General features: G+C 71.9%; 13 protein-coding genes and 1 riboswitch. Of the genes, 3 read left to right on the forward strand and 10 right to left on the reverse strand.

Going from position 1 to position 14460, the window contains the following annotated elements; genetic code table 11:
- Window positions 1-21: 21 nt before the first annotated feature.
- Genes QE381_RS17215 through QE381_RS17230 form a run of 4 tightly spaced genes read right to left on the reverse strand, consistent with a single transcriptional unit; the run spans window position 22 to window position 4509 of the window.
- Window positions 22-1425 (reverse strand): FAD-binding oxidoreductase, encoded by a 1404-nt coding sequence (locus tag QE381_RS17215; RefSeq protein ID WP_307220151.1) that lies wholly within the window; start codon window positions 1423-1425, stop codon window positions 22-24.
- Window positions 1422-1796: a YrdB family protein gene (locus QE381_RS17220; RefSeq protein WP_307220153.1), complete on the reverse strand. Its 375-nt coding sequence runs from the start codon at window positions 1794-1796 to the stop codon at window positions 1422-1424. The genes QE381_RS17215 and QE381_RS17220 overlap by 4 nt, the downstream gene beginning before the upstream one ends.
- A gap of 56 nt (window positions 1797-1852) precedes the next feature.
- Entirely contained in the window at window positions 1853-3103 is a 1251-nt protein-coding gene (locus tag QE381_RS17225; protein ID WP_307220156.1) for an N-acetylglucosamine-6-phosphate deacetylase, read from the reverse strand.
- Complete coding sequence (locus QE381_RS17230) at window positions 3100-4509, reverse strand: family 20 glycosylhydrolase (RefSeq protein ID WP_307220157.1); 1410 nt, start codon at window positions 4507-4509, stop codon at window positions 3100-3102. Before QE381_RS17230 ends, QE381_RS17225 begins: the two co-directional genes overlap by 4 nt.
- Window positions 4510-4555: 46 nt before the next feature.
- A riboswitch (ZMP/ZTP riboswitch) is annotated at window positions 4556-4640 on the forward strand.
- A 36-nt stretch (window positions 4641-4676) separates the two neighbouring features.
- On the opposite strand from QE381_RS17230, the gene glyA reads away from it, so the two are divergent.
- Entirely contained in the window at window positions 4677-5951 is a 1275-nt protein-coding gene (gene glyA, locus QE381_RS17235) for a serine hydroxymethyltransferase (RefSeq protein ID WP_307220159.1), read from the forward strand.
- A 222-nt stretch (window positions 5952-6173) separates the two neighbouring features.
- Window positions 6174-7055: a bifunctional methylenetetrahydrofolate dehydrogenase/methenyltetrahydrofolate cyclohydrolase gene (locus QE381_RS17240; protein ID WP_307220161.1), complete on the forward strand. Its 882-nt coding sequence runs from the start codon at window positions 6174-6176 to the stop codon at window positions 7053-7055.
- Between the two features lie 85 nt (window positions 7056-7140).
- Here QE381_RS17240 and QE381_RS17245 read toward each other — a convergent pair whose 3' ends face one another.
- The 6 genes from QE381_RS17245 to QE381_RS17270 all read right to left on the reverse strand — a co-directional run bounded on the left by QE381_RS17245 (window position 7141) and on the right by QE381_RS17270 (window position 13429).
- The gene (locus tag QE381_RS17245; RefSeq protein WP_307220163.1) at window positions 7141-8481 is read right to left on the reverse strand and encodes an NtaA/DmoA family FMN-dependent monooxygenase; all 1341 of its coding nucleotides are present in this window, start codon (window positions 8479-8481) and stop codon (window positions 7141-7143) included.
- Window positions 8482-8593: 112 nt separating this feature from the next.
- On the reverse strand, window positions 8594-9634 hold the full coding sequence (locus QE381_RS17250) for a LacI family DNA-binding transcriptional regulator (protein WP_307220165.1): 1041 nt from the start codon (window positions 9632-9634) through the stop codon (window positions 8594-8596).
- Between the two features lie 12 nt (window positions 9635-9646).
- On the reverse strand, window positions 9647-10441 hold the full coding sequence (locus QE381_RS17255) for an ABC transporter permease (RefSeq protein WP_307220167.1): 795 nt from the start codon (window positions 10439-10441) through the stop codon (window positions 9647-9649).
- Window positions 10438-11250, reverse strand: coding sequence for an ABC transporter ATP-binding protein (locus tag QE381_RS17260; protein ID WP_307220168.1), 813 nt, complete (start codon window positions 11248-11250; stop codon window positions 10438-10440). The genes QE381_RS17255 and QE381_RS17260 overlap by 4 nt, the downstream gene beginning before the upstream one ends.
- Window positions 11247-12332, reverse strand: coding sequence for a zinc-binding dehydrogenase (locus QE381_RS17265; RefSeq protein WP_307220170.1), 1086 nt, complete (start codon window positions 12330-12332; stop codon window positions 11247-11249). Before QE381_RS17265 ends, QE381_RS17260 begins: the two co-directional genes overlap by 4 nt.
- Window positions 12332-13429 carry an ABC transporter substrate-binding protein gene (locus tag QE381_RS17270; protein ID WP_307220172.1) on the reverse strand — a complete coding sequence of 366 codons (1098 nt, stop codon included), beginning with the start codon at window positions 13427-13429 and terminating at the stop codon, window positions 12332-12334. Before QE381_RS17270 ends, QE381_RS17265 begins: the two co-directional genes overlap by 1 nt.
- A gap of 256 nt (window positions 13430-13685) precedes the next feature.
- Here QE381_RS17270 and QE381_RS17275 point away from each other — a divergent pair, with 256 nt between their 5' ends.
- Entirely contained in the window at window positions 13686-14438 is a 753-nt protein-coding gene (locus QE381_RS17275) for an SDR family NAD(P)-dependent oxidoreductase (RefSeq protein ID WP_307220174.1), read from the forward strand.
- Window positions 14439-14460: the final 22 nt, after the last annotated feature.

A 14460-nucleotide genomic window follows, 5' to 3' on the forward strand; every position in this document is an offset into this window, starting at 1 on the left:
TAGGTCGGAAGTGGGACATGATCAATGGGAGGTCTCGACCGGGGCGGGGGAGGCCTCGACCGGGTCGAGGAAGACCTTGCCGGGGTTGAGGATGCCGGCCGGGTCGAACACCCGCTTGATCTGGCGCTGCAGCTGCCACTGATCGGCGCCGAGCTCGTCGGCGAGCCACCGCCGCTTCAGCACGCCGATGCCGTGCTCGCCCGTGAGCGTCCCGCCCAGCCGCAGCGCGGCACGGAAGAGCTCGTCCGCCGCCTCCCACACCCGCGCCGGCACGTCCGGGCCGGCGAACACGAAGTTCGGATGCAGGTTCCCGTCGCCCGCGTGCGCGACGGTCGGGATGGCGACCCCGTGCTCCCGTTCGATGCGCGCGATCTCCGCGAACATGGCGGGCAGCGCCGAGCGCGGCACGGAGACGTCCTCGATCAGCGTCGTCCCCAGGCGCTCCATCGCGGGATGCATCGATCGGCGGATGCGGAGCAGTCGCTCTCCCTCGTCGGGGTCGGACGACAGCGCGACCGTGCCGCCCGCCGTCGTCAGCACGGCCGCGATGGCCTCGGCCTCCTCGCGTGCGGCAGGCCCGTCGGTCTGGATCGTGAGCTGCGCGACCCCGGGCAGCGGGGCGGGCAGATCCAGCAGCGCATGCACGGCGGACAGGCTCACCGCATCCATGAGCTCCATGATCGCCGGCTGCACCCCGGCGGCGGTGACGGCTGCCGCCGCCGAGGCGGCCGCTGCGACGTGCGGGAAGGTCGCGGCCAGCGTGCAGACCTCGCCGGGGACGAGCCGGCGCAGCTTGAGCGTCGCGCCCACGACGACCCCGAGCGTGCCCTCGGAGCCGATCATGAGCGCCGCGAGGTCGTAGCCGGTGACGCCCTTGACGCTCCGATGGCCCAGCCGCAGCAGGCGGCCGTCGGCGAGCACGACGTCGAGGCCCAGGACGGCATCTCGCACGACCCCGTACTTCGCGCACAGCAGTCCGCCGGCACCCGTGGCGATGTTGCCGCCCACGGTCGAGATGGCCCGGCTCGCCGGATCCGGCGCCCACCAGAGCCCGTACGGCGCGAGGTGCGCGTTCAGGTCTGCGTTGAGGATGCCGGGCTCCACGACCGCGAGCAGGTCGTCGCCGCGCACCTCGAGCACCCGGTCCATGGCGCGCAGCGACAGCGAGATCTCCCCGGTGCCGGTGTTCGCGGCGCCCGCGAGCCCGGTGCCGGCGCCGCGCGGGACCACGGGGGTGCCCGTCGCCGACGCGATGCGGAGGGTCTCCCGGACGTCGTCGACGGATGCCGCGTGCACGACCGCGAGCGGACGACCCGCCGCGGCGTGCCCCGACTTGTCGGCTCGCGCCGCCTCGAGCCCGGCATCGCCCGTGTCGACGCGGTCGCCGAGCGCCGCGCGGAGCAGCTCGACGACATCCGTCGTCATGAGAGGCGGCGGCGCCCGGCGATCAGGCCGACGGCGATCGCGACGACCGCGTAGCCGAGACCGACCCACAGCAGCCCCAAGGCCCAGAAGGCGGCGGTCGCCGCCGCGTAGACGAGGAGCTCGACGACGGCCCGCACGAACGGGTGCACGGCGAGGACGGCACGCGGGGAGACGAACAGTGCCCAGAGCACGACGGCGACGACGGGCGTCGCGATGCCGAGGACGATGTTCCACGGGAAGGGCCACGCGACGAAGCCCCAGAGCGCGAGGGTGAGGAACGCGACGATCTCGCAGAGGAAGGCGACGACGTCGATCGCGCTCAGGGGTGCGCGTGTGCCCGCGGGCAGCTCGCTCGTCTTCGGCGTGCTCATCCGCTCATCCTATCCCGCGGCCGCCCGGCCCGCCCGGGAAGGTGGACTCGCGGGCGTCACGCAGACCAGACGCGGACCACCTCGAGGGAGGGGGTCAGCAGCACCGCATCCCCTGCCGCGCCCACGCGCAGCGACCCCAGATCGGGTCGACCGAGCACGGACGCGGGCGTCGAGGTCACCGCCGCGACGGCCTGCGGGAGCGTCGTCCCCGCCGCCACCGCCAGGCGCAGCGCGGCATCCTGCGTCAGGGTCGATCCGGCGATCGTGTCCCGACCCGCCAGCCGCGCGACGCCGCCCTCGACCAGGACATCGAGCGATCCCAGCCGGTAGGCGCCGTCGGGGGCGCCGGCGGCGGCCATCGCGTCGGTCACGAGCGCGATGCGGCCGGGCGCGGCATCCATCAGCATCCGCACCACGGCCGGATGCAGGTGCACGCCGTCGGCGATCGCCTCCAGCACGACGTCCGGGCGCGCGAGCGCCGCCCCCACGGGTCCGGGCAGCCGGTGGTGCAACGGCGGCATCGCGTTGAAGGCGTGCGTGAGCAGTCGGGCGCCGGCGTCGAAGGCGGCGGATGTCGCCTCCCACCCGGCGGCCGTGTGGCCGACGGCCGCGACGGCGCCGGCCGCGACGACCCGGCGCACCGCGTCGAGCCCGCCGGGCAGCTCCGGCGCGAGAGTCACCTGCCGGACGGTCCCCTCGCCCGCGGCGAGCAGCGTCTCGAGCGCTCCGGCCTCCGGGGTGCGCAGCAGCGCCGGGTCGTGGGCACCGCGATGCCCCGGATCGAGGAACGGGCCCTCCAGGTGCGAGCCGAGCACGTCGCCGCCCGTGAGCGCGGCGACCTCGCGCACTCGCGCGGCGAGGACCTCGACCGGTGCCGTCACGAGCGAGATCACGGCCCGGGTCGTCCCGTGCGCCCGATGGAACGCGCGCGCTCCGCGGATCGCGGCGGCGCCGTCCTCGTGCGCGAAGCCCCCGCCGCCGTGCGTGTGCAGGTCGACGAACCCGGGGGTGAGCACCGCGCCGCGCCCGGCGACGGCGACGGCGTCGACGACCTCGGGCGGCGCTCCGGCGTCGGGACCGTGCGGAGGAGCGTCGGGATCGTGCGGAGGAGCGTCGGCCGCCCCCGCGTCGCGGTGCGGTGGCACGCTCGGCTCCGTCCTTCCCGCATGCGCGCGCCAGCCCTCGCCGGTTCCGCGCGCGGCGACGACCCCGTCGCGCAGCAGCACCCATGCATCCGGGCTCTCGTCGCCGTCGCTCACGAGCCGCACCCCGTGGACGAGGACGTCCCGAGCCGGTGCCGCGGTCACGACCCCGCCTCCGAGACGGCGCGGCCGCCCGCCGTGGCGCTGCGCGCCGACAGCGCTTCGACGCGCGCCGTGAAGCCGCGGACGTCGCGCTCCTCCGCGGGCGTCCACGCGATCTCCGCCGCCGCGTACAGCCGCGGCCAGAGCATCTGCTCGATGTCGCCCTCGGTGCGGATCGTCTCGGTCCACAGCGCCGCCTCGACGCCCAGGACGTCGGCCTCGCCGATGCCCTCGATGAGGGTTGCCGGATCCCAGTCGTAGGCGTCCGCGAGGCTCGTCGGGCCGTTCGCCCACACGAGTCCGAGGCGGCTGTCGGCGTCGGGCTTCATGTCCAGGTAGACGGCGTCGGCGGGGGAGAGGATGACGCGTCCGCCGGCGCGGACGAACGCGCGCGCCCGCTCGCCGGCGTCGTCGATGGGCGTACGGAACCCCCAGTACTGGCCGACCGTGCCGGGTGCCGCGACCCCTCCCGCCTCGTGCCACGCGATCGGGGTCTTGCCGAGGCGTCGCACCCGCTCGGTGACGCCCCGCAGATACGCGGCGTACGCCTCGGGGCGGGTGCCGAGGGCCTCGTCGCCGCCGACGTGCACGTAGGGTCCGGGGGTGAGCGCGGCGAGCTCGCCGAACACGTCGTCCAGGAACGCCTCGACCGCGGGGTCGCCGATCCGCAACGACGAGAACCCGACGGCGAGCCCGGTGTACGGCACCCCTGTGACCGGCAGGCCCCCGCCGTAGGCGTCGACGGCGGCGCGCACCTCGTCCGTGACCACGGGCTCGGCCAGGAGCTCGGGATAGGCGAGACCGACCGCGTGCGTGTGTCCCGGGCCATCGATCTCGGGGACGACCGTCACCTGCCGGGATGCCGCGTGCGCGAGGATCGCGCGGTAGTCCTCCGCCGTGTAGCAGCCGCCGGGGTCGCCCCCGATCGCTGATCCGCTGGCGCGGGCGGCCAGGTCCGGTCGGCTCGTCATCGCGAGGCGCCAGCCCTGGTCGTCGCTCAGATGCAGGTGGAGCACGTTGAGCTTGCATGCGGCGATCGCGTCGATCACGCGGCAGACGACATCCACCCCGAAGAAGTGGCGCGCGACGTCGAGGAGGAGGCCGCGGTGCGAGAACCGCGGCGCGTCGTCGATCTCGACGGCCGGCACGACCCACTCCTCGCCCTCGCGCCGGGCGAGCTGCGCCAGGGTGCGAGCGCCGTGTGCGAGCCCCGCCGCATCCACCCCCTCGATCGTGACCCCGCGCGCGTCGGACCGCAGCCGGTAGGACTCGGGCCGACCGCCCGACACCCGGCGCAGGACCGCCTCGGGAACGTCCGGTGACGACGCGGTGACCGGCAGGCGAGCGGGGCCGCCGGAGAGGCGCCGCACCGCGCGGGGGAAAGGGACGAGCGGGAGGTCGCCGTTCATGTAAGGAACCCTAACAAACCGGGGTGTGCCGCCGCATCCGTTATGATCGACGAGTCGCGACTGGCGTTGAGGTGGGCCACCACCGGGGAGCGACCGACAACGGCATTCGACCGCGCGCCTGGGCCGATGTGGAACTCTCCCTGCAAGCCGCTGTCCAGGAGGCCGTCATGACCGACCCGTATTTCACCGCCCCGCTCGCCGAGGTCGACCCGGAGATCGCCCAGGTCCTCGAGCGCGAGCTCGAACGTCAGCGCGGGTATCTCGAGATGATCGCGTCCGAGAACTTCGTCCCCGTCTCCGTGCTGCAGTCCCAGGGCTCCGTGCTCACCAACAAGTACGCCGAGGGCTACCCCGGCAAGCGCTACTACGGCGGCTGCGAAGAGGTCGACGTCGCCGAGGAGCTCGCCATCGAGCGTGCCAAGTCGCTGTTCGGCGCGGCCTACGCCAACGTCCAGCCGCACTCCGGCGCGACGGCCAACGCCGCCGTCATGCACGCGCTGGCGCGACCGGGCGACACGCTGCTGGGGCTCTCGCTCGACCACGGCGGCCACCTCACGCACGGCATGAAGATCAACTTCTCCGGCCGGCTCTACGACATCGTCGCCTACGGCGTGGATGCCGAGACCAGCCTGATCGACATGGACGAGGTCGCCCGACTCGCCCGCGAGCACAAGCCCAAGGTGATCGTCGCGGGGTGGTCGGCCTACCCGCGTCAGCTCGACTTCGCACGTTTCCGTGAGATCGCCGACGAGGTCGGTGCCTACCTGTGGGTCGACATGGCGCACTTCGCCGGCCTCGTCGCCGCGGGCGTGCACCCCAACCCCATGCCCTACGCGCACGTGGTCTCCTCGACCGTGCACAAGACGATCGGCGGCCCGCGCTCCGGCTTCATCCTGACCGACGACGCCGACCTGGCGAAGAAGATCAACACGGCCGTGTTCCCGGGGCAGCAGGGCGGTCCGCTCATGCACGTGATCGCCGCCAAGGCGACCGCGTTCAAGCTCGCGGCCACCCCCGAGTTCCGGGATCGGCAGGAGCGCACGCTCCGCGGTGCCCGCATCCTCGCCGACCGGCTGCAGCAGGAGGACGTCGCCGCGGCCGGGATCTCGGTGCGCTCGGGGGGCACCGACGTCCACCTCGTGCTGGTGGACCTGCGCAACGCCGCGATCGACGGCCGTCAGGCGGAGGATCTGCTGCACGAGATCCACATCACGGTCAACCGCAACTCGGTTCCCAACGACCCGCGGCCGCCGATGACGACCTCGGGTCTGCGCATCGGCACCCCCGCGCTCGCGACGCGCGGCTTCGGCGACGCCGAGTTCACCGAGGTGGCGGATGTGATCGCCCGCGCGCTGCTGCCGGATGCGGACGTGACCGCGCTCCGCACCCGCGTCGCCGCCCTGACGGCCGCCTTCCCGCTGTACCCCTCCCTGCAGCAGTAGCCCCCCGCCCCCGCCCCCCCGCCCCCGCCCCCCGCCCGCCCCCCGCTCTTGACCGCGAGACCAGTCCGCGGCGCCGAGACCGGTGGTTTTCTCGCCGGTCTCGGCGGGCGGGACTGGTCTCGCGGGGAGTCGGGCGGGGAGCGGCGGGCGGGGAGCGGAGGGGGTTGCGTGGGGGGATACCTATGGGCATAGTGATGTGAAGGACTCGAAGAGGAGAATCGGATGACGGCGATCAAACTGGACGGCGTGGCCACCGCAGCCGCGATCAAGGCGGAGCTCACCGAGCGTGTCGCGGCGCTCAAGGCCCGCGGAGTGACGCCCGGGATCGCGACCGTGCTCGTGGGTGCGGACCCCGCATCCCAGCTCTACGTGGGGATGAAGCACAAGCAGTCCGAGGCGATCGGCATGAACTCGATCCAGCGCGAGCTGCCCGCCGATGCGACGCAGGAACAGGTCGAGGCGCTCATCGACGAGCTCAACGCCGACCCGGCGTGCCACGGCTACATCGTCCAGCTGCCGCTGCCGAAGCACCTCGACACGGACGCGATCCTCGAACGCATCGACCCGGACAAGGATGCCGACGGCCTCCACCCGACCAACCTCGGCCGGCTGGTGCTCAACGTGAACACCCCCATCACCTCGCCGCTGCCGTGCACGCCGCGCGGGGTGATCGAGCTGCTCACCCGCAACGGCTACGACCTCGCGGGCAAGCACGTCGTCGTCGTGGGTCGCGGCGTGACGATCGGGCGTTCGATCGGGCTGCTGCTCACGCGCCGCGACATCAACGCGACGGTCACCCTGACCCACACCGGCACCGTCGACCTCCCGAGCTACCTGCGCCAGGGCGATGTGATCGTCGCCGCGGCGGGGGTCGCGCACCTCGTGACCGCGGCCGATGTGAAGCCCGGCGCCGCCGTCCTCGACGTCGGCGTCACCCGCAAGGACGACCCGGAGACCGGCAAGTCGAAGGTCTACGGCGACGTCGCCCCGGATGTCGCCGATGTCGCCGGCTGGCTCTCGCCCAACCCCGGCGGCGTCGGGCCCATGACGGTGGCGCTGCTCATGACGAACGTCGTCGAGGCCGCCGAGCGCGCCGCATCCTGATCCGTCATCAGACCGCGAGACCAGTCCTGCGCGCCGAGACCGGCGAGAAAACCACCGGTCTCGGCGCCGCGGACTGGTCTCGCGGTCAGGAGGGGCGGAAGCGCGGTGCGCCGGCGGGGAACCCGAGGCGCTCGCGCAGCGTGAGCGCGCGATCCGTCTCGCGGGGGCGTGCGCCCATGCGCACCAGCTCGGGCAGGACGAGGTCGATGAACTCGCGGTAGGCGCCGTCGTCGCCGAACGTGGGTTCGAGCATGTATCCGTCGATGTCGCTGAACTCCGCCGTCTCGACGAGCTCCTCGGCCACCTCCCGCGGGGAGCCGGTCACGACGAAGCCGCGTTCCTGCACCCGGAAGGCCTCGAGGACGTCTCGCACGGTCTCCACACCGGACACCGTGCGGTAACGATCGAGCGGCGTCCGGCCCTGATCCGTGCCCGCGACGTCCTCGATGCGCATCGCCGGGTCGAGGCCGCGCAGGTCGATCCCCGTGAAGCCGGCGAACAGCACGGCGGCGTCGTCCATCGAGAACAGCTCCTCCAGCTCGCGTCGCTTGCGGTGGGCCTCCTCGCTCGTGGGCGCGACCGTCACGGTGACGCCGCTCAGCAGGCGCATGTCGTGCGGGTCGCGGCCTGCCGCGGCGACGCGGGCTCGGATGTCGCGGGATGCGGTGAGCGCCTGCTCCTTGTTCTGGCCCTGGATGAACATCGCCTCGGCGTTGCGCGCGCCGAAGTCGCGCCCGCGTCCCGAGGCGCCGGCCTGGAAGAGCACCGGGGTGCGCTGCGGTCCCGGCGGCACCTTGAACAGTCCGTGGCTGGAGAAGTGGGTCCCGCGGTAGGCGATCTCGTGCACGCGGGACGGATCGATCAGCATGTCGGCCTCGCGGTCGCGGACCACCGCGCCGTCGTCCCACCCGTCCTCCCACAGGGTGCGGCAGAGGTCCACGAACTCGTCCGCGATGTCGTAACGCCGATCGTGGTCGGCATGCGTGATGCCGAACAGGCCCTCCGTGACCTGGGCGGTGCTGCCGGTGACGATGTTCCAGCCGATGTGCCCGTTCGTGAACTGGTCGAGCGTGGCGAAGCGTCGCGCCGTGGGGAACGGCTGCTCGAGCGACGTGGACGAGGTGACCACGATGCCGAGCCCCGGCGCGGCCTGGGAGGCGGCGCTCACCAGCAGCATCGGGTCGTAGCCGGGGAAGAGGATGCCGTGCGTCATCACCTCCTCGGGCACGACCCCGTCGACGATCGGATAGCCGTAGCTGTCGGCGAAGAAGAGGAAGTCGAAGCCCGCGTCGTCCAGTGTGCGGGCGAGCCCGGTCCAGTAGGACACCTGGTCGTAGCGGTACGCCCGACCGGCGGGGTGACGCCAGGTCGGCACCCCGTTGGAGGGGGTGAGGATCTCGAAGACGCCGAGGCGGAGCGTGGTCATGTCGGTCTCCCGGTCGTGGTGGCGGGTCACGTGAGGTCGTGACGTCTCCAGCCTGGAGGGAGATCGGTCGAGAGCCCAGCGTTCTCTAAATCGTTTTACACAAAAGTAACCGTCAGCCGCCGGCGACCGTGTCGGCGTCGCGTCTGGTCGTGCCGCGTTCGATCAACTCGACGGGGAACACCCGCACCTCCGGCGCCGCACCGTCCACGATCATCTCGAGAAGCATCGTGACGGCGTACGTCGCCATGCCTTCCGCGTCCTGCCGCACGGTCGTGAGGGACGGGGAGACGCGGGAGGACCAGCTGATGTCGTCGAACCCGCAGACCAGCAGGTCGTCCGGAATGGCGCGGCCGAGATCGATCGCCTCGAAGATGGCCCCGATCGCCTGGTTGTCCGTGCACGCGAAGAGCGCGTCCACGTCGGGGTGCCGCTCGATGAGGCGACGAACGCCCTCGCGCCCGCCCTCGAACGAGTACTCCGCGCTCTCGCGGTGGATGTGTCGGGCCTCCACCCCGTGCGCCCGCAGGCCCTCGAGGAAGCCGGACCGTCGCTGCACGGCGGTCGTGAGCCGCGACGGCCCCTCGAGCAGGCCGAACACCGTCCCGCCGGCCGCGACGAGGTGCTCGGCGGCCCGGCGGGCGCCGCCCTCGTTGTCGGAGTACGCGCCGCCGATGCCGGGCACATCGAACACCTCGTCGCAGGCGACCACCGGGACCCCCGACTCGACGAGCGGGCGCAGGGCGCTCGCGTCGGGCCGGGTCGAGAAGAGCATGACGCCGTCGACCCGGCTCGCCAGCCGGGCGAGCGCGGTCGACTCGCGCCGCGGATCGAAGTCGGTGTTCGTCAACGCCACCTGGAACTCGGCCTGCCCGGCCAGGCGCTCCACGGTGCTGATCATGCCGCCCCAGAACGGATTGGTGACATCCGGGACCACGAGCCCGATCGTGTTCCTGAGCCCCGTGCGCAGGCTGCGCGCCGCCTCGTTGCGCCGGTAGCCCAGCTCCTTCGCCGACCGGAGCACGCGGGCGATGCTCGCGTCGCTGACCTTGCGCGATCCGGTGAGCGCGTTGCTCGCCGTCGCGATGCTCACCCGGGCGTGCTCGGCGACATCCCGGAGCGTCACGGCTCCGCGGCCCTGCTGCGATGTACGCATATGTCGCACACGCTACCAGCGCACGATCAGCCGCTCCAGAAGGCCGACCAGGCCCATGAGACAGAGCGTCGTCAGAGCGGAGAAGAGGATCGCCGCCCACATCTGCGGCAGGTTGAGGTATGTCGTCGCGGTCACGATCACCGCCCCCAATCCCTTGCTGGACCCGCTGAACTCCGACACGACCGCGCCCACCATGGCGGCGGTGATGGCCAGCCGCGCGCCGGCGAACAGATAGGGCAGGCTCGAGGGCACCCGCAGGCGGAAGAAGATCTCCCGGCGACTGGCCGCCATCGCGTCGAAGACCTCCAGTGCCTGGGGATCGACCGCCCGCAGCCCGGCGATCGCGTTGATCAGCATGGGGAAGAAGGCGCTGAGGGCTGCGACGATGATCCGCGGCGTCTCGTTGAACCCGAAGGCGACCACGAGCGCCGGGGCGATCGCGACGATCGGGGTGACGTTCAGGAGGAGCGCGACGGGCATGATCGCCGCGCGAAGGAACCGGAAGTGCACGACGGCCGCCCCGAGGGCGAGCGCGACCACGACGCCGAAGAGGAGTCCGAGCAACGCGGACTGCAGCGTGACGCCGAGGTTCGACAGGTAGAACGGCGGACGCCGCGCGATGTCGGCCAGGATGTCCTGGATCGGCGGGAGGACGCTCTTGAAGACGCTCGCCGTCCACTGCCACAGCACGGCGAGCACGGCGAACAGCACGAGCGGGGCGAGGACCGTCAGCAGCCAGCCGCCCGTGCGTGCCGAGATCGACGCACGACGACGAGGAGTGCCGCGCAGGGCCGTGTCGGCGTTCATTCGTCTCCTCCCCACGCGCTCCACAGCACGTGTTTGACCTCGGCGACCTTCGCCACGAACTCGGGGGACTCCGTCAGCTCCCACGTCCGCGGGCGTGGAAGCCCCACATCCACCACGCGATGGATGCGCCCCGGGCGCGGGCTCATCACCACGACCCGGTCGCTGAGGAGCACGGCCTCGTCGGCGGAGTGGGTCACGAACACGATCGTCTTCTTGTGGCGGTCCCAGAGCTCGAGCAGCCGGATGCGCAGCGTGTCGCGCGTGAGCTCGTCGAGGGCCGAGAACGGCTCGTCCATCAGCATGAGGGGCGCCCCCTGGGCGAATCCGCGCGCGATGGAGGCTCGCTGGCGCATGCCGCCGGAGAGCTGTGCGGGCCGGGAGTCGGCGAAGTCCCCGAGTCCGACCTCCTTCAGCAGGGCGTCCGCGTCCTCCGGCCGGCGGGAGGTCAGACCCGCCCGGTCCGCCTTCTTGTTCACCATCGAGGACAGTGAGGCGTTGGCCCGGATGTCGAGCCACGGCAGGAGCGCGGAGGACTGCGGGATCCACGCGATGTCCTTGTGGCGCGACGCGGTTCGCGGCGTCTGGCCGAAGACCGAGATCTCGCCAGAGGTCTGGGTGTCGAGCCCCGCGATCAGCCGCAGCAGCGTGGACTTTCCGCAGCCGGATGGCCCGAACAGGGTGACGAACTCGCCGCGGCGGATCGTCAGGTCGACGCCGGTGAGGGCGGTGACGGACTTCTTGCCCTTCACGTAGGTCCTGCCCACGCCGCGCAGATCGATCGTCGTGGTCGAGGTGACTGCTTCCTTCATGGCGTTTCCTGCCCTTCTGCCGCGACGACCGCGCCCGGCCCCCGCACGACGATCTTCCCGAAGAACTCGTTCGACTCGAGCCGGGCCTCGGCCTCGTCCAGCCGTTCGAACGGCCAGACCGAGTCGAGCACGACCGAGAACTGCCCGTCCGTGAACGCCGCGATCGCCGACGACATGTCCTGGCGGCTGTAGCTGCCGTGTCCCAGGATGCTGCGCCCCGGCTGGTACAGGTCGGGAAGGTGCAGGCGCATGTCCAGGCCCGCGGTGGTGCCCGAGAGCACGACGCGCCCGCCGGGGCGCGTCGCGCGCAGCGACGCGCCGAGGAACTCGCCGCCGACGTGGTCCCAGACCATGTCCGCGCCGACGCCGCCGGTGAGACGGTGCACCTCCGCGACCCAGTCGCTCGTCGCCGTGCGGTCGATCACGTGGTGCGCGCCGAGCCCTGCGGCGCGCACGGCCTTCGCCGCTCCGGAGACCATCGTGATGACCTTCGCTCCGCGGGACAGGGCGATCTGCACTCCGGCGGCGCCCAGCCCCGACCCCGCGCCGGGGATCACGACCGTCTCGCCCGCCTCCAGGCGGCCGGCGCCGAGCAGCCCCCGCCACGCGGTGGCGCAGGCCACCGGAAGCGCCGCCAGCTCGGCGATGCGCGCGTCGTCTCCGGGATCCACGTCGACGACGGTGCAGTTGCGGGCGGGCACGGCGACGAGCTCGGCCATGCCGCCCGGCCGCGTGGAGCCGATCGTCGCGAAGGCGGAGCAGTACGTCGGGGTGTTCGCGCGGCAGTAGTCGCAGTCGCCGCAGCTGACCACCGGATCCACGAGGACCGTCGCCCCGAGCAGCCGCCTGCTCTCCGGAGACGAGCCGACCGTCACGACCTCGCCGACCAGGTCCATCCCGGCCACGTGGGGGACCGACATCCCCGCCACGACCGGCTCGCGCCGCTGCAGCACGTCCAGCCGGTTCAGCGCGAGCGCGAGCGTGCGCACGACGACCTCGTCCGGGGCGGCGGAGGGTGCGGCGACCTCGATCAGTCGCCGCACCTCCGGTCCGCCGAAGCCGGTCTGGACCCAGGCCTTCATCAGGAGGCGGGCCAGATCAGCGTCGTCCCCGTGTAGATCGCGTCGATGAAGCTCGTGTCGATCGCCGCGCTCAGGTCGGGAGCCGACGGGACGAGCTTGTACTGCACGAGCATGTCGGCCTCCGGCGTCCACTGGGCGACGTTCTGGCCGCCGATCGGAAGGTCGGCGGGCTGGGTCTTCTCGACGAGTCCGACCTCCGTCTTCCAGCGCTCACGGCTGAGATCCATGTCGTAGCCGGCGTCGGAGAGGGCGGAGGCGTAGCCCAACGCCTGAGTCAGGTTGTCATCCGACTCGTTGATCCAGCCGTACGCGTGGAGGCTGGCGCGGAGGAAGTCCTCGACGGCGGTCGGGTGCTCCTTCTTGAAGGTGTTGTTGACGATCTGGGTGTTGAACGCCGACTTGACGTCGTAGCTGGCCGGATCCCACTCCGTGACCTTCTCGCCCTTGGCGGCGAGCACGAGCGGCTCGTTCGACTTGTACGCCGTGAGACCGGTGACCTGCCCCTGCGGGAGGATCGTGGGGTCGTAGCCGACGGAGACCCAGTTGATCTTGCTGCTGTCGACGCCGGCGGCGGCGAGCATGGCCGAGATCTGCGGCGGGATGGCGCCCTTGTATCCGACCGTCGTCCCCTCGAGCTGCGTGAGCGAGGTGATCGAGGGCATCGTCAGCAGGCTGTTCGCGGTCGTGTTCCCGTACGTCGCGATGCCGGAGATGTCGGCGCCGTTGGCGATCGCGACCATGACATCGGACGGGCTCCCGACGCCCGCGAACTGCGCCGTGCCCGCGCTGACGAGCTGGGCGTTGTTCGATCCCGGCTGGATCGTGACGTCCAGGCAGAGGTCGGCGAACAGCCCCTGCTCCTTCGCGGTGATGACGTCGAGGAGCCCGGGGGATGCGACGTAGTTGTAGGAGGTGAGGAAGGTGATCGGACCGGCGGCCTTGTTCTCGGCACAGCGGTCGGCGCTGATGAGGCTGCTGTCGCCGGAGGGCGCATCGCCGGCGGATCCCGAGCAGGCCGAGAGCAGCAGGGTGAGGGCGGTGAGGGAGGCGAGAGCGATCGCCGGGGTGGCGGTGAAGCGGGAGACGGATGTCGTCATGGTGGGACCTTCCATGCGGCGCCGATGTGTCGGCTGGCTGATATGGGGTGGTGCCTGCGCGCGGGGGATGTGGCTTCGGGTCGAGCGCGTGAGGGGGACGCTAACAAGGAATCGAGTCACGATCTAAATCGTTTTATTTCGGGCGTGTAAAAGCTTTTTGCTCCGCGGGGGACGGCGCGGACCCAGCTGACATCCTGAACTCGTCACGTCGTGCGAGAGCGCGGATGAGAGGAGAGCCGTGTCGGGAGCGAAGCCCGTGGAAACGTCCCCGTCCCATCGATTCGGGGGAGCGAAGGTCATCGTCACCGGCGGGGCGCGCGGCATCGGCGCGGCGATCGCCCAGCGGTTCGCATCGGAGGGCGCCGCCGTCGTCATCCTCGATCGCCTCCGTGCGGAGGGCGAGGTCCATGCCGCCGCGATCGGCGGCGGCTTCGTCCAGGTGGACCTGCGCGATGTGCGGGCGGTGCACGAGGCGACCACGAGCGCGATCTCGTCGCTGGGCGGGGTGGACGTGCTGGTCAACAACGCCGGGACCCTCCGCTTCGGATCCGTGCTGGAGACCTCGCCGGAGGAGTGGGACGAGGTGTTCGCCATCAACAGCCGCTCCATGCTGCTCACGATCCAGGCGGCCGCGCGCGCGATGATCGACGCGGGACGCGGCGGATCCATCATCAATCTCGCGTCCATGGCGGCCAAGACCGGCGGCGAGGGGCAGGTCGCCTACGCGGCCTCCAAAGCCGCGGTCGTCGCGCTGACGCGGGTCGCGGCCCTCGAGCTGGGGGAGCACGACGTGCGCGTGAACGCGTTATGCCCGGGGTACGTGCTCACCGAGATGGGGGCGGGCACCCGCACGCCCGAGCAGGTCGCGCTGTGGTCGAGCTACTCGCCCCTCGGACGACTCGGGATGCCGGACGACATCGCCGGGCTCGCGCTCTTCCTCGCCTCCGCGGACGGGCGCTACATGACGGGGCAGGCCCTCAACATCACGGGCGGGATGGTCATGCACTGAGGCCGGGGACGCGACATCCGGC

Source organism: Microbacterium sp. SORGH_AS_0888, assembly GCF_030818905.1.
In the GTDB taxonomy this organism is placed as follows: Bacteria; Actinomycetota; Actinomycetes; order Actinomycetales; family Microbacteriaceae; genus Microbacterium.